The sequence below is a fragment of the Paracoccus sp. TOH genome, from assembly GCF_030388245.1.
Classification (GTDB): Bacteria; Pseudomonadota; Alphaproteobacteria; order Rhodobacterales; family Rhodobacteraceae; genus Paracoccus; species Paracoccus simplex.
On sequence record NZ_CP098360.1, the window covers coordinates 1,667,947 to 1,689,128 of the forward strand.

The 21,182-nt window shown below is 67.7% G+C and carries 20 protein-coding genes; 13 read left to right on the forward strand and 7 right to left on the reverse strand.

Features of this window, described 5'->3' with window-relative positions; all coding sequences use genetic code 11:
• Positions 1-28 precede the first annotated feature (28 nt).
• From NBE95_RS08345 to NBE95_RS08370, 6 genes are all read left to right on the forward strand, one after another.
• Positions 29-829: a cytochrome c oxidase subunit 3 gene (locus NBE95_RS08345; RefSeq protein ID WP_289893440.1), complete on the forward strand. Its 801-nt coding sequence runs from the start codon at positions 29-31 to the stop codon at positions 827-829.
• A 64-nt stretch (positions 830-893) separates the two neighbouring features.
• A complete protein-coding gene (locus NBE95_RS08350; RefSeq protein ID WP_289893441.1) occupies positions 894-1,565 on the forward strand; it encodes an SURF1 family protein in 672 nt (223 codons plus the stop codon).
• Positions 1,566-1,574: 9 nt separating this feature from the next.
• Positions 1,575-2,963: a threonine synthase gene (gene thrC, locus NBE95_RS08355; protein WP_289893442.1), complete on the forward strand. Its 1,389-nt coding sequence runs from the start codon at positions 1,575-1,577 to the stop codon at positions 2,961-2,963.
• A gap of 53 nt (positions 2,964-3,016) precedes the next feature.
• Positions 3,017-4,225, forward strand: coding sequence for a pitrilysin family protein (locus tag NBE95_RS08360; RefSeq protein WP_289894861.1), 1,209 nt, complete (start codon positions 3,017-3,019; stop codon positions 4,223-4,225).
• Positions 4,225-4,806, forward strand: a complete 582-nt coding sequence (locus NBE95_RS08365; RefSeq protein ID WP_289893443.1) for a GNAT family protein — start codon at positions 4,225-4,227, stop codon at positions 4,804-4,806. The genes NBE95_RS08360 and NBE95_RS08365 overlap by 1 nt, the downstream gene beginning before the upstream one ends.
• The gene (locus tag NBE95_RS08370; protein WP_289893444.1) at positions 4,806-6,206 is read left to right on the forward strand and encodes an FAD-binding oxidoreductase; all 1,401 of its coding nucleotides are present in this window, start codon (positions 4,806-4,808) and stop codon (positions 6,204-6,206) included. The genes NBE95_RS08365 and NBE95_RS08370 overlap by 1 nt, the downstream gene beginning before the upstream one ends.
• Here NBE95_RS08370 and NBE95_RS08375 read toward each other — a convergent pair.
• A complete protein-coding gene (locus NBE95_RS08375) occupies positions 6,169-7,080 on the reverse strand; it encodes a LysR family transcriptional regulator (protein WP_289893445.1) in 912 nt (303 codons plus the stop codon). The two genes, NBE95_RS08370 and NBE95_RS08375, sit on opposite strands and share 38 nt — an antisense overlap.
• A 111-nt stretch (positions 7,081-7,191) precedes the next feature.
• On the opposite strand from NBE95_RS08375, the gene NBE95_RS08380 reads away from it, so the two are divergent.
• The gene (locus NBE95_RS08380; RefSeq protein WP_289893446.1) at positions 7,192-7,617 is read left to right on the forward strand and encodes a DoxX family protein; all 426 of its coding nucleotides are present in this window, start codon (positions 7,192-7,194) and stop codon (positions 7,615-7,617) included.
• A gap of 126 nt (positions 7,618-7,743) precedes the next feature.
• Positions 7,744-9,246: an acetyl-CoA hydrolase/transferase family protein gene (locus tag NBE95_RS08385; RefSeq protein WP_289893447.1), complete on the forward strand. Its 1,503-nt coding sequence runs from the start codon at positions 7,744-7,746 to the stop codon at positions 9,244-9,246.
• 109 nt (positions 9,247-9,355) lie between these two features.
• On the opposite strand, the gene NBE95_RS08390 is transcribed toward NBE95_RS08385, so the two are convergent.
• The 5 genes from NBE95_RS08390 to NBE95_RS08410 form a co-directional block, all read right to left on the reverse strand.
• On the reverse strand, positions 9,356-10,150 hold the full coding sequence (locus tag NBE95_RS08390; protein WP_289893448.1) for a MetQ/NlpA family ABC transporter substrate-binding protein: 795 nt from the start codon (positions 10,148-10,150) through the stop codon (positions 9,356-9,358).
• Between the two features lie 19 nt (positions 10,151-10,169).
• Positions 10,170-10,844 carry a methionine ABC transporter permease gene (locus NBE95_RS08395; RefSeq protein ID WP_289893449.1) on the reverse strand — a complete coding sequence of 225 codons (675 nt, stop codon included), beginning with the start codon at positions 10,842-10,844 and terminating at the stop codon, positions 10,170-10,172.
• On the reverse strand, positions 10,834-11,880 hold the full coding sequence (locus NBE95_RS08400) for an ATP-binding cassette domain-containing protein (RefSeq protein WP_289893450.1): 1,047 nt from the start codon (positions 11,878-11,880) through the stop codon (positions 10,834-10,836). Before NBE95_RS08400 ends, NBE95_RS08395 begins: the two co-directional genes overlap by 11 nt.
• 132 nt (positions 11,881-12,012) lie before the next feature.
• On the reverse strand, positions 12,013-12,747 hold the full coding sequence (tpiA, locus tag NBE95_RS08405; protein ID WP_289893451.1) for a triose-phosphate isomerase: 735 nt from the start codon (positions 12,745-12,747) through the stop codon (positions 12,013-12,015).
• A gap of 82 nt (positions 12,748-12,829) precedes the next feature.
• Positions 12,830-13,198, reverse strand: a complete 369-nt coding sequence (locus tag NBE95_RS08410; RefSeq protein ID WP_289893452.1) for an iron-sulfur cluster assembly accessory protein — start codon at positions 13,196-13,198, stop codon at positions 12,830-12,832.
• Between the two features lie 191 nt (positions 13,199-13,389).
• Here NBE95_RS08410 and rpsD point away from each other — a divergent pair, with 191 nt between their 5' ends.
• Both rpsD and NBE95_RS08420 read left to right on the forward strand, forming a co-directional pair.
• Positions 13,390-14,010 (forward strand): 30S ribosomal protein S4, encoded by a 621-nt coding sequence (gene rpsD / locus NBE95_RS08415; protein ID WP_289893453.1) that lies wholly within the window; start codon positions 13,390-13,392, stop codon positions 14,008-14,010.
• Positions 14,011-14,215: 205 nt separating this feature from the next.
• The gene (locus tag NBE95_RS08420; protein ID WP_289893454.1) at positions 14,216-14,824 is read left to right on the forward strand and encodes a hypothetical protein; all 609 of its coding nucleotides are present in this window, start codon (positions 14,216-14,218) and stop codon (positions 14,822-14,824) included.
• 136 nt (positions 14,825-14,960) lie between these two features.
• Here NBE95_RS08420 and acnA read toward each other — a convergent pair whose 3' ends face one another.
• A complete protein-coding gene (gene acnA / locus NBE95_RS08425; protein ID WP_289893455.1) occupies positions 14,961-17,732 on the reverse strand; it encodes an aconitate hydratase AcnA in 2,772 nt (923 codons plus the stop codon).
• Between the two features lie 258 nt (positions 17,733-17,990).
• On the opposite strand from acnA, the gene NBE95_RS08430 reads away from it, so the two are divergent.
• From NBE95_RS08430 to metZ, 3 genes are all read left to right on the forward strand, one after another.
• A complete protein-coding gene (locus tag NBE95_RS08430; protein WP_289893456.1) occupies positions 17,991-19,148 on the forward strand; it encodes a DUF1223 domain-containing protein in 1,158 nt (385 codons plus the stop codon).
• Between the two features lie 69 nt (positions 19,149-19,217).
• Positions 19,218-19,823 (forward strand): inner membrane-spanning protein YciB, encoded by a 606-nt coding sequence (locus tag NBE95_RS08435; protein ID WP_289893457.1) that lies wholly within the window; start codon positions 19,218-19,220, stop codon positions 19,821-19,823.
• A 68-nt stretch (positions 19,824-19,891) separates the two neighbouring features.
• A complete protein-coding gene (metZ, locus tag NBE95_RS08440; RefSeq protein WP_289893458.1) occupies positions 19,892-21,088 on the forward strand; it encodes an O-succinylhomoserine sulfhydrylase in 1,197 nt (398 codons plus the stop codon).
• Positions 21,089-21,182 lie beyond the last annotated feature (94 nt).

The following is a 21,182-nucleotide window of genomic DNA, read 5'->3' on the forward strand; positions in this document are numbered from 1 at the left end:
AACCAGCAACAGCCGGAAAAATGCAGCCATGGCCCATGTAAAGAACCACGACTATCAGATTCTGCCGCCATCGATCTGGCCGCTCTTCGGTGCGATCGGCGCCTTCGTGATGCTGACCGGCGCCGTGATGTGGATGAAGGGCGGCGGCCCCTGGCTGTTCCTGATCGGTCTGGTGGGCGTGCTCTATGTCATGTTCGGCTGGTGGGCGGACGTGGTGCGCGAGGGCGAGTCGGGCGAACACACCCCGGTGGTGCGCATCGGCCTGCAATACGGCTTCATCCTGTTCATCATGTCCGAGGTGATGTTCTTCGTCGCCTGGTTCTGGGCCTTCATCAAGAACGCCATGTATCCGATGGGGCCGGACAGCCCGATCAAGGATGGCGTCTGGCCGCCGGAAGGCATCGTCACCTTCGACCCCTGGCACCTGCCGCTGATCAACACGCTGATCCTGCTGCTTTCGGGGGTCGCGGTGACCTGGGCCCACCACGCCTTCGTGCATGACGGCGACCGCAAGACCACGATCAACGGCCTGATCGTCGCGGTGATCCTGGGCATCTGCTTCACTGGGCTGCAGGCCTATGAATACAGCCACGCCGCCTTCGGCCTGGCCGATACGGTCTATGCCGGCGCCTTCTACATGGCCACCGGCTTCCACGGCGCGCATGTCATCATCGGCACGATCTTCCTGTTCGTCTGCCTGATCCGCCTGCTGCGCGGCCAGATGACCCAGCAGCAGCATGTCGGCTTCGAGGCCGCCGCCTGGTACTGGCACTTCGTCGATGTGGTCTGGCTGTTCCTCTTCGTCGTGATCTATATCTGGGGCCGCTGATCCCGACTGACATTTGCGCGGCGCGGGACGGCAGTTCCCGCGCCGTTTGCTTTGGAGGCCCGCCATGCGCCGATACCTGTTTCCGCTGATCGTCGGCGTGCTGGGCTGCGCCGTCCTGATCTCGCTCGGGCTCTGGCAGCTCAAGCGGCTGGACTGGAAAGAGGGCATGATCGCCCAGATCCAAAGCCGCATCGCGGGCGCACCGGTGCCCCTGCCGGCGGCGGTGGACCCGTCGATGAAATACCAGCCGGTGCTGGTCTCGGGCCAGACCACGGGCGAGGAGATCGACGTGCTCTCCGGCACGCGCGAGTCGGGCGGCGGCTATCAGGTCGTCTCGGGCTTCGTCACCGATGACGGGCGCCGGATCCTGCTGGATCGCGGTTTCGTCGATCAGGACCACAAGCGCGACCCGCGCCCGGCCACGCGGCTGGACGTGGCGGGCAACCTGCACTGGCCCGACGAAAAGGGCAGCGCCACGCCCGAGCCCAACCTGACCGAGAATGTCTGGTTCGCCCGCGACGTGCCGGCCATGGCCAAGGCGCTGGGAACCGAGCCGATCCTGGTGGTCGCGGCCGAGGTGCGCGGCGATGCCCAGGGGGTGCAGCCGATCCCGGTCGCGGTCGAGGGCATCCCGAACAACCACCTGAGCTATGCCGTGCAATGGTTCATGATCGCGGCGGTCTGGGCAGGGATGACAGTGGCGCTGATCTGGCGTATCAGGCAGCGGCAATTCTAGGGGGACGCAATGCGTTACGTTTCGACTCGGGGGCGGGCTCCGGTCCTGGACTTCGAACAGGCGATGATGGCCGGCTTGGCGCGCGACGGCGGGCTGTATCTGCCCGAGGCGATCCCGATGTTCTCGGCCGAGGAGATCGCCCGCTTCGAGGGCCTGCCCTATGAGGAGGTCGCGCGCCGCGTCGCCAGTCCCTTCGTCGGCGAATGCTTCAGCGATGCCGAGCTGCGCGGCGCCATCGCCCGCGCCTATCAGGGCTTCGACCATGTCGCCCGCGCCCCGCTGGTCCAGCTTGCCCCCGGCCATCACCTGCTCGAGCTGTTCCACGGCCCGACGCTGGCCTTCAAGGACTTCGCCATGCAGCTGATCGGCCAGCTGTTCCAGCTGGCGCTGGCGCGTTCGGGGCAGCGGGTCACGATCCTGGGCGCCACCTCGGGCGATACCGGCTCGGCCGCCATCGAGGCGTTCCGGGGCCTGCCCAATGTCGACGTGTTCATCATGTATCCGCATGGCCGGGTCAGCGAGGTGCAGCGCCGGCAGATGTCCACGCCCTCCGAGGCCAATGTCCATGCGCTGGCCGTCGACGGCACCTTCGACGATTGCCAGGCGCGGCTCAAGGATCTGTTCAACGACCACGGTTTCCGCGACGCGGTCGGGCTTGCCGGCGTGAACTCGATCAACTGGGCGCGGGTGCTGGCGCAGATCGTCTATTACTTCACCGCCGCCGTCAGCCTGGGCGCGCCGGGCCGCGCGGTGGATTTCACCGTGCCGACCGGCAATTTCGGCGATGTCTTCGCCGGTTCCATCGCCAAGGCCATGGGCCTGCCCATCGGCCGGCTGGTGGTCGCCACCAACCAGAACGACATCCTGCACCGGGCGCTGACCGGCGGCGAATACCGGGTGGGCACGGTCGCGCCCTCGATCAGCCCCTCGATGGACATCCAGGTCAGCTCGAACTTCGAGCGGGCGTTGTGGCTGGCCTATGGCCATGACGGCAATGCCGTGGCGGCGCTGATGGAGGAACTGAAATCCGGCGGTTTCGCCATCAGCCAGGGGGCGCTGCAGGCGCTGCGTGAAACCTATGTCTCGGGCCGCGTTTCCGAGGAGGAAACCACCGCGATGATCGCCACCATCCGCGCGGAGACGGGCGAGGTGATCTGCCCGCATACCGCCGTCGCCGTGAAGGTGGCGCGCGAGCATCTGCGGCCGGGCGTGCCGATGATCTCGCTGTCGACCGCGCATCCGGCGAAATTCCCCGATGCGGTCGAGGCCGCCGTGGGCATCCGCCCGCCTCTGCCGCCGCATATGGCCGATCTTTTCGACCGGGACGAGCGCATCACCCGTATTGCAAACGACGCCGAGGCCATTAAATCGCTGATCCTTGAACGGAGAACAGCTTGAACCAGATCCGCATCAGCACCTTGCCGAACGGCCTGCGCGTCGTCAGCCGCGACATGCCCGGCCTGCATTCCGCCGCCATCGGCATCTGGGTCAATGCCGGCTGCCGCGACGAGCGCGCCGAGCAGAACGGCATCGCCCATTTCCTGGAACACATGGCCTTCAAGGGCACCGCCCGGCGCAGCGCGCTGGAGATCGTCGAGTCGATCGAGAATGTGGGCGGCTATATCAACGCCTATACCTCGCGCGACGTGACCTCCTATTACGCGCGGGTGCTGGCGGGGGATGTCGAGCTGGCGCTGGACGTCATCTCGGACATCGTGATGAACCCGGTCTTCGACCAGCGCGAGATCGAGGTCGAGCGCGGCGTCATCCTGCAGGAGATCGGCCAGGCACTGGACACGCCCGACGACGTGATCTTCGACTGGCTGCAAGAGGCCGCCTATCCGAACCAGCCCATGGGCCGCACCATCCTGGGCCCGGCCGAGCGGGTCAGCCGCTTCGACCGTGCCGACCTGTCGGGCTTCATCGGTGAGCATTACGGACCCGAGCGGATGATCGTCGCCGCCGCCGGTGCGGTCGATCACGACCGCATCCTGCGCCAGGTCGAGGCGATCTTCGGCCATCTGCCGGCCCGCGCCCTGACCACGCGCGAGCCCGCCCGCTGGCAGGGCGCCGAGGCGCGCCGCGTCAAGGGGCTGGAGCAGGCGCATTTCGCGCTGGCCTTCGAGGGGCCGGGCTATCAGGCGCCGGATTTCTATGCCGCGCAGATCTGGACCTCGGCGCTGGGGGGCGGCATGTCCTCGCGCCTGTTCCAGAAGCTGCGCGAGGAAAAGGGCCTGTGCTATTCGATCTTCGCGCAGTCGGGTTTCCATGACGATACCGGCATGGTGACGATCTATGCCGGCACCTCGGGCGAGCAGATCGCGGATCTGGCGACGCTGACCGTGGACGAGCTGAAGCGCTCGGCCGAGGACATGAGCGAGGCCGAGGTGGCCCGCGCCCGGGCGCAGCTCAAGGCCGGGCTGCTGATGGGGCTGGAAAGCCCGACCGGCCAGGCCGAGCGCATGGCGCGGTCGCTGGCGATCTGGGGCCGGGTGCCCGACCCGGCCGAGGTGGCCCTGCGCATCGACGCGGTGACCGTGGCCGACATCCGCGCCCATGCCGAGCAGCTGATCGCCCATGCCCGTCCGGCGCTGGCGCTTTACGGGCCGGTCGAGGGCGCCCCCTCGCGCGAGGTGCTGGCCGAAAGGCTTGCCGCCTGATGTTCTCGCGCCGCCGTCCGCCGCGTCTGGAAACCGAGCGGATGGTGCTGCGCCTGCCGGCGCATGCGGATTTCGGGCCATGGGTGGCGTTGCGGGTCGAAAGCCGCGCCTTCCTGACCCCGTGGGAGCCGGTCTGGGCCACCGACCACCTGTCCAAGCGCAGCTTCACCAACCGGGTCTATTGGGCGCAGCGCGCCAGCCGCAACGGCACGGCGCTGCCCCTGTTCCTGATCCGGCGCGACGGCATGCTGCTGGGGGCGATCACGTTGGACAACATCCGCCGCGGCCCGGCGCAATCGGCGACCATCGGCTACTGGATCGGCCAGCCCTTCGCCCGGCAGGGCTATATGCGCGAGGCCATCGGCGCGCTGGTGCAGCACGCCTTCACCGAGATGGACCTGAGCCGGATCGAGGCCGCCTGCCTGCCCGAGAACACCCCCTCGCGCGGGGTGCTGGAGCGTTCGGGCTTCAAGTATGAGGGCGTGGCGCAAAGCTATCTGCAGATCAACGGCCGCTGGCGCAACCATGTGCTTTATTCCAACCTGCGCCACGACCGACGCGGCAAGACCGAGGTGCGCTGATGCTGAACCCCGCCGATGACGCGCTGGCCGCGCGCCTGCCCGCTGGCGTGTTGCGCGAGGTGACGCCCGCCTATCTGGAGGAACCGCGCGGCCGCTATTTCGGCCGCGCCGGGCTGATCGCCGCGCCGCGTGGCACGGATGAGGTCGCCGCCGTGGTCCGCGCCTGCGCCGAAGCGCGGGTCGGCATCGTCCCGCGCGGCGGCGGCACCGGCCTGGTCTCGGGGCAGGTCATGCCGGATGGGCCGGCGCCGCTGATCCTGTCGCTGGAACGCATGACCGCGCTGCGGGCCGTCTTTCCCGAGGAAAACGTGCTGGTGGCCGAGGCCGGCATGACCCTGCAGGCGGTGCGCGACGCCGCCGAAGCGGCGGGCCGGCTGTTCCCGCTGTCGCTGGCCAGCCAGGGCACCGCGGCCATCGGCGGTTGCCTTGCGACCAATGCCGGCGGCGTCACCGCGCTGCGCTATGGCACGGCGCGGGCGCTGTGCCTGGGGATCGAGGCGGTGCTGCCCGACGGCTCGATCGTCCACGACCTGAAGCGGCTGCGCAAGGACAATACCGGCTACGACATCCGCGATCTGCTGGTCGGGGCCGAGGGCACGCTGGGCATCGTCACCGCCGCCAGCCTCAAGCTGGTGGTGCCGCCGCCGGGGATCGGCACCGCCATGCTGCAGGTGCCCTCGCCCGAGGCGGCGCTGACGCTGCTGTCGCTGGCCGAGGGGCGCATGGCCGGCGGCGTCACCGCCTTCGAGCTGATCGGCGGCCAGGGCCTGGCCTTCCTGGCCGAGGTGCTGCCCGAGATCCGCCAGCCCTTGCCCGGCGCGGAATGGTCGGTGCTGATCGAGGTCGGCCTGCCCGAGGGGCTGGCCCCCGAGGCGGCGCTGGAGGGGTTGCTGACCGACGCCCTGGAGCGCGGCCTGGTCACCGACGGGGTGATCGCGCAATCGGGGGCGCAGGCGGCGGGTTTCTGGCACCTGCGCGAGCATATCCCCGAGGCGAACCGCCGCATCGGCGCCGTCGCCAGCCATGACATCAGCCTGCCATTGTCGGAAATCGCCGGCTTCATCCGCGACGCCGGCGCGCGGCTTGCGGGCGAGGGGCTGCGCATCAACTGCTTCGGGCATCTGGGCGACGGCAACCTGCATTACAACCTGTTCCCGGCATCGGGCCGCCATCGCGCGGATTACGACGACCGGCGCAAGGCGCTGTCGCATCTGGTGCATCAGATGGTGGTGGATCGCGGCGGCTCCTTCTCGGCCGAGCACGGGATCGGGCGGCTGAAGGTCGGCGATCTGGAACGCTGGGCCGATCCGGCGCGGCTCAGGGCGATGCGGGCGATCAAGGCCACGCTGGATCCGCTGGGCATCATGAATCCGGGCGCGGTGCTTTCAGCAACGGCGTAAGCCGCGTCCGCAGGTGGTCCAGATAGGCCGAGAGCCATGGCGGCATGAAGGGCTGCGGCAGGTAAAGCGCCTGGATGTCCAGTTGCGGCCGGGCGAAATCCGGCAGCAGCCGCTGCAGCCGGCCCTGGGCCACGTCCTGCGCCACGACGAAGCTGGGAATCAGCGCCACGCCCTCGGCCTCCAGCACCAGTTGCCGCACCGCCTGGGCGCTGTTCACGGTGATGCGGCCGGGCAGGGCGATGCTGACCGGCTTGTCCTCGATCAGGAAGATCGCCCGGCCGGGATTCTGCGTATTGCTGTCGCGGATGTTCACATGCTCGCGCAGATCCTCGGGGCGGGCGGGGCGCGCATGTGCGGCCAAATAGGCGGGACTGGCCACCGCCCAGGCCTCGGCCTGGCCGATGCGGCGGGCGATCAGGCTGGAATCGGTCAACTGGCCGATGCGCAACGCCAGGTCGAAGCCCTCGGCCGCCAGATCGACATAGCGGTCGGTCAGGTTCAGGTCGATTTCGATCCCCGGATGGCTGGCGGTGAAGTCGCGGGTCAGGGTGGTGGCGAACATCTCGCCGAAGGCCACGGGGGCCGAGATACGCAGCCGCCCGGTCAGCACCCCCTCCTCGGCATGGGCCTGCGCGTCCAGTTCCTCGACCGCCGCCAGCACGCGGCGCGCCGCGACCAGATACCGCTCGCCCGAGGGGGTCAGCGACAGGGCGCGCGTGGTGCGGTTCAGCAGCGTGACGCCCTGCTGCCCCTCCAGCGCCGCGACATATTTGCTGACCAGCTTGTTCGAGATTCCCAGCCGTTCGCCCGCCCGGGTGAACGAGCCGGCATCGACCACGGCGACGAAGGCGCGGATGCCGTCGATCCTGTCCATTATATCCTCGTATCGGCGACAATATTTCCATGAATATGGCAATTTTCGCGACAATCTCCAAGCACTATCTGTCGGGTAACGGACAAGCGAACAGTTGCAAGGAAACACATCATGACCGACCTTAGCCAAAGCGCCCCGGCCCTGGCCGAGCGCAATGCCGATATCGCCGCCTTCATCCTGCGGGCCTCGACTGGAACCTGGTTCCTGGTCCACGGCCTGATCAAGCTGCTGGTCTTCACGCCTTCGGGCACCGCCGGCTATTTCCAGTCCATCGGCCTGCCGGGCATCCTGGGCCCGCTGACCATGCTGGCCGAGATCCTGGGCGGGCTGGCACTGATCGCCGGCATCTTCACCCGCCAGGTGGCGCTGGCGCTGGCCGCCGTGCTGCTGGGCGCGGCCTGGTTCGGCCATGGCGGCGCGGGCTTCACCTTCAGCAACCCGGGCGGCGGCTGGGAATATCCGGTGCTTTGGGCCGTGACCATGCTGGCGCTGGCGCTGCTGGGCGACGGGGCCTGGTCGGTGGGCCGGCGCCGCTGAGCGCTTCGCGAAACGATCTTGCCAGGGCCGGCCTTCGGGCCGGCCTTTCCTTGCGTGCATGGCTGGGTTGATTTGTCACTGCGGCGCAGAGGCCCTAATCATCCCGCCCAGATCAGGGAGGCTGCCATGACCGAGGATTACCTTCACCGCATCCGTCACACGGCCCTGCGCGAGCGTGTGGTCAGCGCCGAAGAGGCCGCCTGCCTGATCCGTGACGGCATGGTGCTGGGCATGTCGGGCTTTACCCGCGCCGGCGAGGCCAAGGCGGTGCCGATGGCGCTGGCCGAGCGTGCCAAGCCCCACCCGCTGAAGGTCACGCTGATGACCGGCGCCTCGCTCGGCAACGATCTCGACAAGACCCTGGCCGAGGCGCGGGTGCTGTCGCGCCGCATCCCGTTCATGTCCGACCCGGCGCTGCGCCGCGCCATCAATGCCGGCGAGGTGATGTATATCGACCAGCACCTTTCCGAGACGGTCGAGCAGCTGCGCACCGGACAGCTGCCGCCGGTGGATATCGCCATCGTCGAGGCGGTGGCGATCACCGAGACCGGCGGCATCGTCCCCACCACCTCGGTCGGCAATTCGGCGAGCTTCGCGCTGCTGGCGGAAAAGGTCATCGTCGAGATCAACCTGAGTCAGCCCGAGGCGTTGGAGGGGCTGCACGACATCTATATCCCGACCTATCGCCCGACCCGCACGCCGATCCCGGTGGTGACGCCGGAAAGCCGGGTCGGCTTTCCCTTCATCCCGGTGCCGCCCGAGCGCATCGCGGCCATCGTGGTCTCGACCAAGCTCGATTCGTCCGCGACCGTGCTGGACCCGGACGAGGATACCCGCGCCATCGCCGGGCACCTGACCGAGTTCCTGAAACACGAGGTGGCGCATTCCCGGTTGCCGAGCCATCTGCACCCCTTGCAGGCCGGCATCGGCACCATCGCCAACGCGGTGCTGCACGGTTTCATCGACAGCCCGTTCCACGACCTGACCATGTATTCCGAAGTCCTGCAGGATTCGACCTTCGACCTGATGGATGCCGGCAAGATGGTGTTTGCCTCGGGCTCGTCGATCACGCTGTCGGCGCCGAAATACCGCGAGGTGATGGCGCGGTTCCATGAGTTCAAACCGCGGCTGGTGCTGCGCCCGCAGGAGATTTCCAACCATCCCGAGGTGGTGCGGCGGCTGGGGCTGATCTGCATCAACACGGCGCTGGAATTCGACCTTTACGGCAATGTGAACTCGACCCATGTCATGGGCACGCAGATGATGAACGGCATCGGCGGTTCGGGCGATTTCGCGCGCAACGCCTATCTGTCGGTTTTCGTCACCAAGTCCATGGCCAAGGGCGGGCGGATTTCCTCGGTGGTGCCGATGGTCAGCCATGTCGACCATACCGAGCATGACGTGGATATCCTGGTCACCGAGCAGGGATTGGCGGATCTGCGCGGGCTGGCGCCGCGCGAGCGGGCGCGGCTGGTGCTGCAGAACTGCGTGGCCCCGGAATGGCGCGATGCGCTGGCGGATTACCACGACCGGGCGCTGGCGCGGGGCGGCCATACGCCGCATCTGATCGAGGAGGCGCTGATCTGGCACGACCGGCTGCGCCGCACCGGCAGCATGAGACCGGAATGAAGAAACGCCCCGCTGCATCGGCGGGGCGCTGGTTCCGTGGCGCGGGGGTGGGGGCTCTGCCCCCGTCGCGTGCCGCGACTCCCCCGGGGTATTGGGGAAACGGTGAAGATCACCAGGCGGGGATGACGGCGCCGCGGTATTTTTCTTCGATGAAGGTCTTCACCGCCGGGTCGTGATAGGCCTCGACCAGCGCCTTGGCCCAGGGCGCGTTCTCGTCACCCTTGCGCACCACGATGACGTTGGCATAGGGGCTGTCGGCCTTTTCCATGGCGATCGCGTCCTCGTTCGGGTTGAGGCCGGCATCCAGCGCGTAATTGGTGTTGATTACCGCGATGTCGGCATCGGCCAGCGCGCGCGGCAGCTGCGCGGCCTCGAGTTCGAGGAATTTCAGGTTCTTCGGGTTGCCGGTCACGTCCAGCGCCGAGGGGGTGAGGCCAGTGCCGTCGGCCAGCGTGATGACGCCCTTGTCCTGCAGGATCAGCAGGGCGCGGCCGCCATTGGTCGGGTCGTTCGGGATCGCGACCTTGGCGCCATCGGGCAGCTCGTCCAGCGATTTCAGCTTTTCCGAATAGACGCCCATCGGCGTGGTGATGGTCTTGGCGATGCTGACCAGGTCGAAGCCGCGATCCTTGATCTGGTTGTCCAGATAGGGTTGGTGCTGGAAGCTGTTGGCCTGCAGGTCGCCATCGGCCAGTGCCTGGTTCGGCACCACGTAATCGGTGAATTCGACGATGTCGATGGTCAGGCCCTTGGATTCGGCCACCTTGGCGACCTCTTCCATGATCTCGCCATGTTCGCCGGGCGAGACGCCGACCTTGATTTCCTCGGCCGCGGCCATGCCGGCGGTCAGGGTCGCAGAGAGGGCGAGCGCCGAGGTCAGGGCGGCAAGGCGGAATGAGCGCATGGGAGGATGTCCTTTCCGGTTATCGGCCCCGGTTGCGGGGCGCGCGTTTGTCGAAACGGGCGGCGATCCATTCGCCGGCCGATTGCACCAGTTGCACCAGCACGATCAGGATCACCACGACGGCCAGCATCACCTCGGGCATGAAGCGCTGATAGCCGTAGCGGATGCCGAGATCGCCCAGCCCTTCGCCGCCGACGGCGCCGACCATGGCGGAATAGCCGATCAGGCTGACCACGGCCAGCGTCAGGCCCAGGATGATGCCGGGCATCGCCTCGGGGATCAGCACCTTCCTGACGATCTGGCCCGGCGTCGCGCCCATGGCGCGGGCGGCCTCGATCAGGCCGGCATCGACCTCGCGGATCGCGGTCTCGATCAGGCGGGCGATGAAAGGGGCGCTGGCGATGGTCAGCGGCACGATGGCGGCGGTGGTGCCGATCGAGGTGCCGGCGATCAGCCGCGTGAAGGGGATGATCGCCACCACTAGGATGATGAACGGGGTCGAGCGCGCCGCGTTCACGATCAGCCCGAGGACGGTGTTCAGCCAGGGCGCCGAGAGCAGTTCGCCCCGGCGCGAGGTGGCGAGGAACACGCCCAGCGGCCCGCCGATCAGCGTGCCGAGCAGGGTGGACATGGCGACCATGTAGAGCGTCTGCAGCGTCGCCTGCCACAGGATCGGGATCAGGTTAGCCGACATGGCCAAGCACCTCGGTCAGAAGCCCGTGTTCTTCCAGGAAGCGGCGCGATTCCTCCAGTCGCTGGGCGGGCAGGGCGACGATCAGGCTGCCGAAGGGCCTGGTCCCGATCTCCTCGATGGCGCCGGCGAGGATGTTGACGCTGACGCCGCGTTCCGAGGTCAGCCGGGCCAGCATCGGGTCGGTGGCATGGCTGCCGATGAAGGTGATCTGCACCACGGCCTCGGCCCCGGGGCCTTGCGGCGTCTCGTGCATCTGGTCGGCGACGAATTGCGGTACGGCGACGCCGGTCACGCCGGTCAGGAACGAGCGGGTGGTGGCATGGACGGGCTTCGAGAACACCTCGTAGGTTCCGCCGTCCTCGACGATGCGCCCGCCCTCGATCACCGCGACATGGCTGCAGATGTCGCGCACCACCGCCATTTCGTGGGTGATGAGCAGGATGGTCAGCCCGAGGTCGCGGTTGATGGCCTGCAGCAGGTCCAGCACCTGCCGCGTGGTGTCGGGGTCGAGAGCCGAGGTCGCCTCGTCCGACAGCAGCACGCGCGGGCCGGTGGCCAGCGCCCGGGCGATGCCGACGCGCTGCTTCTGCCCGCCCGAAAGCTCGGCCGGATGGCGTCCGGCCTGGGCGGTCAGGCCGACCCGCTCGATCAGTTCCGCGACGCGGGGGGCGATCCTGGCGCGGTCCTCGCCGGCGATCTCCAGCGGCAGGGCGATGTTCTCGGCCACGGTGCGGCTGGCCAGCAGGTTGAAATGCTGGAAGATCATCCCGACCTCGCGCCGGATGCGGCGCAGGCTGGCGTCCGAGGCGGCGCCGACGTCGCGCGCGTTCACGATCACCTTGCCGGCGCTGGGACGTTCCAGCCCGTTCACCATGCGCAGCAATGTCGATTTTCCGGCGCCGGACCGGCCGATGATGCCGGTGATCGCGCCCTGCGGCACGTCCAGCCAGATGTCGTGCAGCGCCACGACGTCGCTGCCGCCCTTTTGCGGATAGCGGCGCGTCACGCCCTGGAATGAGATTGCCGGCCCTGTCATCGCCCCTGCCTTGACTGTCAGGCGAGACCTATGCCCGCCGGGCCGGGCTTGGCAAGGGGCTGGCGGTCCGCAAAACGGCAATGCCATTCCAAAGCGGGCCGGCCGGATGGAATGGCGTTCCTTTCGGGCCCGTTACGCTGCGGAAAGCGCGACGATGATCGGGCCGAAATCGGCGGCCTTCAGGCTGGCGCCGCCGACCAGCGCGCCGCTCACATGCGGGATGGCAAAGATCTCGGCCGCATTGCCCGGCTTGACCGAGCCGCCATAGAGCAGGGCGAAGTCGGCGCCGTCGGCGAAGCGCGCCGACAGGCGGTCGCGCATCAGGGCGTGCACCTCGGCGATCTGGCCGGAGGTCGGCGTGCGGCCGGTGCCGATGGCCCAGACCGGCTCATAGGCGATCACCGTGTTCGCCGCCGTGGCGCAGTCGGGCACCGAGCCGGCGAGCTGGGCCGAGATCACGTCCAGCGTCTCGCCGGCGTCGCGCTGCGCTTCGGTCTCGCCGACGCAGATCACCGCGATCAGGCCCGCCTCATGCGCGGCGACGGCCTTGGCGGCGACCTGGGCGTCGGTCTCGGCATGGTCGGTGCGGCGCTCGGAATGGCCGAGGATGACGTGGCTGGCACCCGCGTCGCGGAGCTGCGCGGCGGCGATGTCGCCGGTATGCGCGCCCGAGGCTTTCGCGTGGCAATCCTGGCCGCCGGTGGCGATGCCCTTGGCCGCCATGGCCTGGACCAGCGTGGCGGGCGGGCAGATCAGCACGTCGCAGCCGGGCGCCGGGTGATCGGCCAGCAGCCGGTCGATCTCGGCCAGCGAGGTCAGGGTTCCGTTCATCTTCCAGTTGCCGGCGGCGAGTTTGCGCGGGGCCATCTGCCTCTCCCATGTTGTGCTGCGAGGGGCTTAGGCCGGCTGCCGGGGCGGATCAAGGATGGGTGCGCTAACGCGGCGAAACTCAGGCGCGGGCGGCGCTGCCGGGCAGGGCGAAGCTGACCGATTCGCCGCAGCCGCAAGCGTCGGTCACGTTCGGATTGCGGAACTTGAAGCCGGATTCGAGCATGCCGGTCTCATAGTCGATCTCGGTCCCGAACAGGAACATCTGCGCGGTGGGGGCGATCAGCACCCGGGCCTGGCCCTGTTCGACGACCTCGTCGCCGGGTTGGGCGGCCTCGGCCAGTTCCATGGTGTATTCCATGCCGGCGCAGCCGCCCTTTTTCAGGCCGATGCGCAGGCCGCTGGCGGATTTCGCGGCCATCAACCGGGCGATCTGCCGCTCGGCCGCCTGGGTGATGGTGACGGGGGACTTGCCGGGGATCGAAAACATCTCGGGCCTTTTCTGTTCGCTGCCTTTCATTTAGGGGCAACGGAGCCGCCGCTCAAGGGGTGCTTGACACCGGGCGCGGGGCGGCTATAAGCGCCGCTTCATTGGTGTTGGTGGACCCCGCAAGGGGAACCCTGTCGGGCATTATGCCAAAGGACAACGCCCTTCGACAACTGACAAGAAGGAGATCAGCGATGACCAAACGCACCGCTGCCAAGTACAAGATCGACCGCCGCATGGGCGAGAACATCTGGGGCCGCGCCAAGTCGCCGGTGAACAAGCGCGAATACGGTCCCGGCCAGCACGGCCAGCGCCGCAAGCAGAAGCTGTCGGATTTCGGCACCCAGCTGCGCGCCAAGCAGAAGTTGAAGGGCTATTACGGCGATCTGACCGAGAAGCAGTTCCGCCGCATCTATGCCGAGGCCGAGCGCGTCAGGGGCGATACCGGCGAGAACCTGATCGGCCTGCTGGAGCGCCGCCTGGACGCGGTGGTCTATCGCGCCAAGTTCGTGCCGACCATCTTCGCCGCCCGCCAGTTCGTGAACCACGGCCATGTCGAGGTGAACGGCAAGCGCGTGAACATCGCCTCGTATCGCGTGAAAGAAGGCGATGTCGTCTCGATCCGCGAGCGGTCGCGCCAGTTGGCCATCGTGCTGGAAGCCGTGGGCCTGGCCGAGCGTGACGTGCCGGACTATCTGGAAGTGGACCACAACAAGATGACCGCGGCCTTCGTGCGCACTCCGGCCCTGGGCGACGTGCCCTATGCCGTGCAGATGGAGCCGAACCTGGTCGTCGAATTCTACGCGAAGAACTGATCCTTTCCGGGATCGCAGCGTTTTCAGGCCGTCCCTTCGGGGGCGGCCTTTTCTTTTGCCGCGCCGTCGCCGGGGTATTTGGAAAACGGTGAGGCGGATCACCCGTTCACAATCCGGAAAGCCCGGGTCCGGCGGCTTGCATGGCGGCGGCGCTTTGGCGAAAACGGCCGCGCGAAGAGGACGCGGAAAGGACATGGAGAAGGCGATGCGCGGGCTTGTTGTGGCTTTGGTGTTGGGAGTTGCGCCGCCTGCCGTGGCGCAGGAAAAGCCGGCAAGGGACGAGCGGCTCTGGACCTGCGAGACCTCGATCGCCGGCGAGAAGACCGAGATCAATTATGTCCGCGATGCCGAATTCCGCGAGAATGTCGGCCGGCTCGAGAAGAACTTCTCGGGCTGGGGGCGGATCTCGTGCCCCGGCTATGTCACCCTGCGCGAGATCCTGCGGCGCAACGCCATGGGGGATGACGGCAGCTATTGCCTGCTCTGGGACAAGCAGAACGACACCTATATCGGCGCGCAGAAAGGCCCGCGCAAGAGCAATGCGCTGTGCCGCAAGACCTTCTGCGAAAGGGTGAATTCGGCGCGGCAGGCGACCTTCCGCAATGCCAATGCACTGGCGGTGGCGGGCTATGACGCGGTGACGCAGCGGCCCGGCGCCGCGATCCTGGCGGCGGGCTCGGGCCAGATGGTCGGCACGCTGGAGGCGGCGGGGGCGGCGGCCATGGGCATGGCCGCCTCGCCGGTGGCGGTCGGCTCGATGGTGATCGGCTCGGCCGCCGTCGGCGGAAGCATGTGGTATTGCGCCGAGGAATAGGCCGGCGCCTTCGACCGTTCCCGAATATTCCTGCAAGGGCTCTGCCAGGCGCCCCGGCGTCTTCGTTCCGCAAGGGTCCGCCAGCGAAAAGGCCGCCCCCGAAGGGACGGCCCGTTGCGCATGCCGGGAATGCGGATCAGGCCCGGGCCAGGTTGCGCAGCACGTAGTGCAGCACGCCGCCGTTTTCGAGATATTCGATCTCGACCTCGGTATCGACGCGGGCCTTGATCTGGATCACCTTCTCGCTGCCGTCGGCATAGCGGATGGTGCAGGGCACCAGCGACAGCGGCTTGAAATCGCCTTCCAGCCCGTCGATCGACATCACCTCGTTGCCGGTCAGGCCCAACGTCTTGCGGTTGTCGCCGCCGGTGAACTCGAAGGGGATCACGCCCATGCCGACCAGGTTCGAGCGGTGGATGCGCTCGAAGCTCTCGGCGATGACCGCCTTGACGCCCAGCAGGTTGGTGCCCTTCGCCGCCCAGTCCCGCGACGAGCCGGCGCCATATTCGATGCCGCCGACCACGACCAGCGGGATGCCGGCCGCCTTGTAGGCCATGGCGGCGTCGTAGATCGAGGTCTCGCCGCCATCCGGGCCCTTGGTATAGCCGCCCTCGACGCCGTCCAGCATCTCGTTCTTGATGCGGATGTTGGCGAAGGTGCCGCGCATCATCACCTCGTGGTTGCCGCGGCGCGAGCCGTAGCTGTTGAAGTCCTTGGGCGCGACCTGGCGCTCGGTCAGGTATTTGCCCGCGGGCGTGGTCGGCTTGAACGAGCCGGCCGGCGAGATGTGGTCGGTGGTGATCATGTCGCCCAGAAGCGCCAGGACCCGGGCGCCGTGGATGTTGTGGATCGCGCCCTTGTCCCTGGACATGCCCTGGAAATAGGGCGGGTTCTGGATATAGGTCGAGCTGGGCGGCCAGTCATAGGTCTCGCTGTCGGTGACCTCGACCGCCTGCCAGCGCTCGTCGCCCTTGAAGACGTCGGCATATTTCTCTTGGAACATCTCGCGGGTGACAACGGTCTCGACCAGTTCCGCGACTTCCTTCGAGGTGGGCCAGATGTCCTTGAGGAACACCGGCTGGCCGTCCTTGCCATGGCCCAGCGGTTCGGTGGTCAGGTCGATGTTCATGTCGCCGGCGATGGCATAGGCGACGACCAGCGGCGGCGAGGCCAGATAGTTGGCGCGCACGTCGGGCGAGATCCGGCCCTCGAAGTTGCGGTTGCCGGACAGGACCGAGACCGCCACCAGGTCGTTCTCGTTGATCGACTTCGAGATTTCCGGCTGCAGCGGCCCCGAGTTGCCGATGCAGGTGGTGCAGCCGAAGCCGACCAGGTTGAAGCCGAGCGCGTCCAGGTCGTCCTGCAGGTTCGCCGCTTCCAGATATTCCGCCACTACCTGCGAGCCGGGGGCCAGCGAGGTCTTGACCCAGGGCTTGCGGGTCAGGCCGAGCGCGCGCGCCTTGCGGGCGACCAGGCCCGCGGCCATCAGCACATAGGGGTTCGAGGTGTTGGTGCAGGAGGTGATCGCCGCGATCACCACCGAGCCGTCGTGCAGCTGGTAATCCTGGCCCTCGACCGCGCCGGACTTGTAGCCCTCGTGATGGCCGGGCAGGTCGCTGGGGGCGGGGGCGCCGCCTTCGCCGTTCCAGCGTTTCTCGGCCGTGACGGTGGGCTCGGGCAGCTTGCGGGTGCCGCAAATATACTTGCGGAACTCGAAGGCCGAGTCGGTCAGCGCCACATGGTCCTGCGGCCGCTTGGGCCCCGAGATCGCCGGGACGACATCGCCCTGGTCCAGTTCCAGCGTCGAGCTGTAGACCGGCGCGTAATTGGCGCCGCGCCAGAAGCCGTTCTCCTTGGCATAGGCCTCGACCAGGGCGATGCGGGATTCGTCGCGGCCGGTCTGGCGCAGATAGCGCAGGGTCTCGTTGTCGATCGGGAAGAAGCCGCAGGTGGCGCCGTATTCGGGGGCCATGTTGGCGATGGTGGCGCGGTCGGCCAGCGGCATGTGGTCAAGGCCGTCGCCGTAGAATTCGACGAACTTGCCGACCACGCCGTGCTTGCGCAGCATCTGCACGACCTTCAGCACCAGGTCGGTGGCGGTCACGCCCTCGCGCAGCGCGCCGGTGATCTTGAAGCCGACCACCTCGGGGATCAGCATGGAGATCGGCTGGCCCAGCATCGCCGCCTCGGCCTCGATGCCGCCGACGCCCCAGCCCAGCACCGCCAGGCCGTTGACCATGGTGGTGTGGCTGTCGGTGCCGACCAGCGTGTCGGGATAGGCGACGGTTTCGCCCTTCTGGTCGGTATCGGTCCAGACGGTCTGGGCCAGGTATTCCAGGTTCACCTGGTGGCAGATGCCCGTCCCCGGAGGCACGACGCGGAAATTGTTGAAGGCGTTCTGCCCCCATTTCAGGAAGGTATAGCGTTCCAGGTTGCGTTCGTATTCCAGCTCGACGTTGCGCTGGAAGGCGCGGGGGGTGCCGAACTCGTCGATCATCACCGAATGGTCGATGACCAGGTCCACCGGGTTCAACGGGTTGATTTTCTGCGGGTCGCCGCCAAGCGCCTTGATGCCGTCGCGCATCGCCGCCAGGTCCACCACCGCCGGAACGCCGGTGAAGTCCTGCATCAGCACCCGGGCCGGGCGATAGGCGATCTCGCGCGGGTTCTGGCCGCCCTTTTCCGCCCATTCGGCAAAGGCCTTGATGTCGTCCACGCTGACCGTGCGGCCGCCATCCTCGAAGCGCAGCAGGTTTTCCAGCACGACCTTCAGCGAAGCCGGCAGCTTCGAGAAATCGCCCAGTCCCGCTTCCGTCGCGGCGTCGATCGAGTAATAGGCATAGGATGCGCCGCCCACCTCGAGCTGGCGGCGCGTCCTTGCGGTGTCGGTTCCGGTTTCGATGGGCATGACTCGGCTCCCTATCCTTGAAAAAGGTGGCTGAATGGCGGTGCTGCCTGCCATTTGCCCCTTTTCCGGATGGGGTTCAAGGGGGCGGGACAGGCGTTGTATGCCATTGTATGCCAATTTTTTGCTGCGACTGCAAGATGTGGGCTTTCCATCACGGTCACGCCGAGGGAACGCGGTGCTAACAAACCATTGATTTGTCGTTCCCGCGGCCGGCGGGTTAGCTGGGGCGGGATCGGAAGGGCCGGGAATGCACGGAATATGGCGGTGACGCGCGACAAGACGACATCTCGGGGGCGACAGGGCCGGCCGGCCCGGCTTCTGGGCATGGCCTGCGCGGCCTGGATCATGGCGATGGGGGCGGGTGGCCCGCTGCTGGCGCAGGACGCCGGGCTGGGCGGGGCGGCAGATCCCGGCCTGTCAGGGTTTTCCGCGGCGCCGCAGTCCGGCCCCGCGGCGGGTCTTGGGCCCGAGTCGGGCTGGACCGGACTGGACGCCCCGGCCGGCGGGCCCGCGCATGCCGATGCCGTCACCGACCCCTTTGCCGCTACCGGCCCCGCCGCCGCCGAGCCGGAACCGGCGGATGACGGGGTGATCGGCCTGATCGAGGCGCCCGAGGGCCTGCCCGGCATGCCTGCCGAGCTGCTGCCGCCGGGCATGCAGGTCAGCGATTTCGCCGCGCCGGGCGTGGCCTCCTTCGCCGAGGTGCAGGCGCGGCGGATGTTCGGTCCCATCGACCATCCGCCGGTGGTGGTCGAGCTGTTCACCTCGCAGGGCTGTTCCTCTTGCCCGCCCGCCGACGAGATGCTGGCCGACCTCGCCGACCGCGAGGATGTGCTGGCGCTGTCCTGGCATGTCGATTACTGGGACTATCTCGGCTGGGCGGACGAATTCGCCCGCCCCGAATTCACCCGCCGCCAGCAGGCCTATGCGCATCAATCGGGCGAACGCGCCATCTACACCCCGCAGATGGTCGTGGGCGGTACCGACACGCTGATCGCCCTGCGCCCGGCCGAACTGATGGGCTTGCTGCAGGCGCAGATGGCCCGCCCGCCGATGGTCATGGTCTCCTCCAGCAACCGCGAAGAAGGGGGCTATCGCATCGAGCTGACACCGCGCGGCGCCATCCGCGACCGGGTGGCGATCATCCTGGTGCGCTATGCGCCGGCACGAAAGGTCGAAATCAAGGCCGGCGAGAATCGCGGCATCGCGCTGGATTATCGCAATGTCGTGCTGGCGGCCGAGCGCATCGCGGAATGGGATGGCCGGGCGCCGCTGCGCCTGACGGTGAAGCCGGATCCGCGCAGCGGCGACGCCTTCCCCGCCGATACCCGCCACGCCATCCTGGCGCAGGAGCTGGGCGCGGGCGATCCCCGCTCGGCCAGCGGGCCGATCCTGGCGGCGATCCGGCTGGACTGACGCGCGCCGCTTGCGTCGCGGCCGCGCCCGGGGCAAAACCGCGCCACCCCGGCATGAGAGGAAGCTGCCTTGACCGAAGCCCGCAAGATCAATCCCTGGCTCAAGGCCGCGCTGGAATTCGGCCCGCTCATCCTGTTCTTCCTCGTTTTCTCGCGCTTTCGCGACCATGCGGTCACGCTGGCGGGGCGGGAATATTCCGGCTTCATCCTCGCGACTCTGGTCTTCATCCCGGTCCTGGTGCTGACCACGCTGGCTTTGTGGCGGCTGACCGGCCGGCTGTCGCCGATGCAGATCGCCACTCTGGTGCTGGTGGTGGTCTTCGGCGGGCTGTCGGTCTGGCTGAACGACCCGAAATTCTTCAAGATGAAGCCGACGATCATCTACCTGATCTTCGCTGCCCTGCTGGGCATCAGCCTGGCGCTGCGCCGCAACTGGCTGCAGCTGGTCATGGCCGAGGCGTTGCCGATGAGTGCCGAGGGCTGGCGCATCCTGACGCTGCGGATGGCGGCGCTGTTCCTGGGCCTGGCCGCCGCGAACGAGGCGGTCTGGCGGCTGATGTCGGAAACCGCCTGGGTCAATTTCAAGACCTTCGGCTTGCCGGCGATCATGGTGGTGTTCTTCGTCGCCAATGCCCGGCTGTTCGAGCGCCACGCGCAGCCTCGCGACGGCGAATAGCGCCCGCTGCGCCCTTGCGCGGTTGTCCGGGCGGGAGTAACCGGAGCTTCTGACCATAGGAGCGAGCCATGTCCCAGGAGTCGAAGTCCCAGGAGTCGAACCAGCCCTTGCAGCCGCGCACCCGCGCCATTCATCACGGCATCCGTCGCAGCCAGTATGGCGAGATGGCCGAGGCGCTGTTCATGACCCAGGGCTTTTCCTATGACAGCGCCGAGCAGGCCGAGGCGCGCTTCATCAAGGCCGGCCCGGACGAATTCATCTATGCCCGCTACGGCAATCCGACTTCGCGCATGTTCGAGGACCGGATCGCCAATCTTGAAGGCACCGAGGACGCCTTCGCCACCGCCAGCGGCATGGCGGCGGTCAACGGGGCGCTGATGTGCTTCCTGAAGCCGGGCGATCACATCGTCTCGTCGCGGGCGCTGTTCGGCTCCTGCCTCTACGTGCTGGACGTTCTGGCCCGCTTCGGGGTCGAGGTCTCCTATGTCGACGGCACCGAGCTGGAACAATGGCGCGCCGCGATCCGGCCCGGCACGAAGGCGGTGTTCTTCGAGTCGGTGTCGAACCCGACGCTGGAGGTGGTGGACATCGCCGGCGTGGCCGAGCTGGCCCATGCGGTCGGCGCGCTGGTGGTGGTGGACAATGTCTTCGCCACCCCGGTCTATTCCCGCGCCGTCGCGCAGGGCGCCGACGTGGTGGTCTATTCCGCGACCAAGCATATCGACGGCTCAGGCCGCTGCCTGGGCGGGGTGATCTGCGGCACCCGGCAGTTCGTGCGCCAGGTGGCCGAACCCTATCTGAAACATACCGGCGGCGCGATCAGCCCCTTCAACGCCTGGCTGATGCTGGGCGGGCTGGCGACGATGGAGCTGCGCGTGCGTGCCCAGACGGAAAGCGCCCTGCGCCTTGCCACCGCCTTGAAGCAGGAGCCCAAGGTCGCCCGCATCCTCTATCCGGGTCTCGCCGATCACCCCCAGCACGATCTGGTGCAGCGGCAGATGGGGGCGGGCGGCACCATGGTCGCGGTCGATCTGGGCAGCAAGGAGGCGGCCTTCTCGGCGATGAACCGGCTGCGCGTCTTCCAGATCTCGAACAACCTGGGCGACGCGAAATCCATCGTCACCCATCCGGCGACCACCACCCACCAGCGCCTGTCCGAGGAGGTGCGTTCGGGTCTCGGCATCACCCCCGGCCTGCTGCGCCTGTCCATCGGACTCGAAGATGCCGGAGACCTGATCGCGGACCTTCGCCAGTCGCTAAGCTGACACATTGGCACCCGAAGTTGCCGGGTGCCTCTTTCCTTTCCGGTCACGAGTCCCCAAATTGTTGCCGACCGCCAAGCGAGGACGACCATGACCG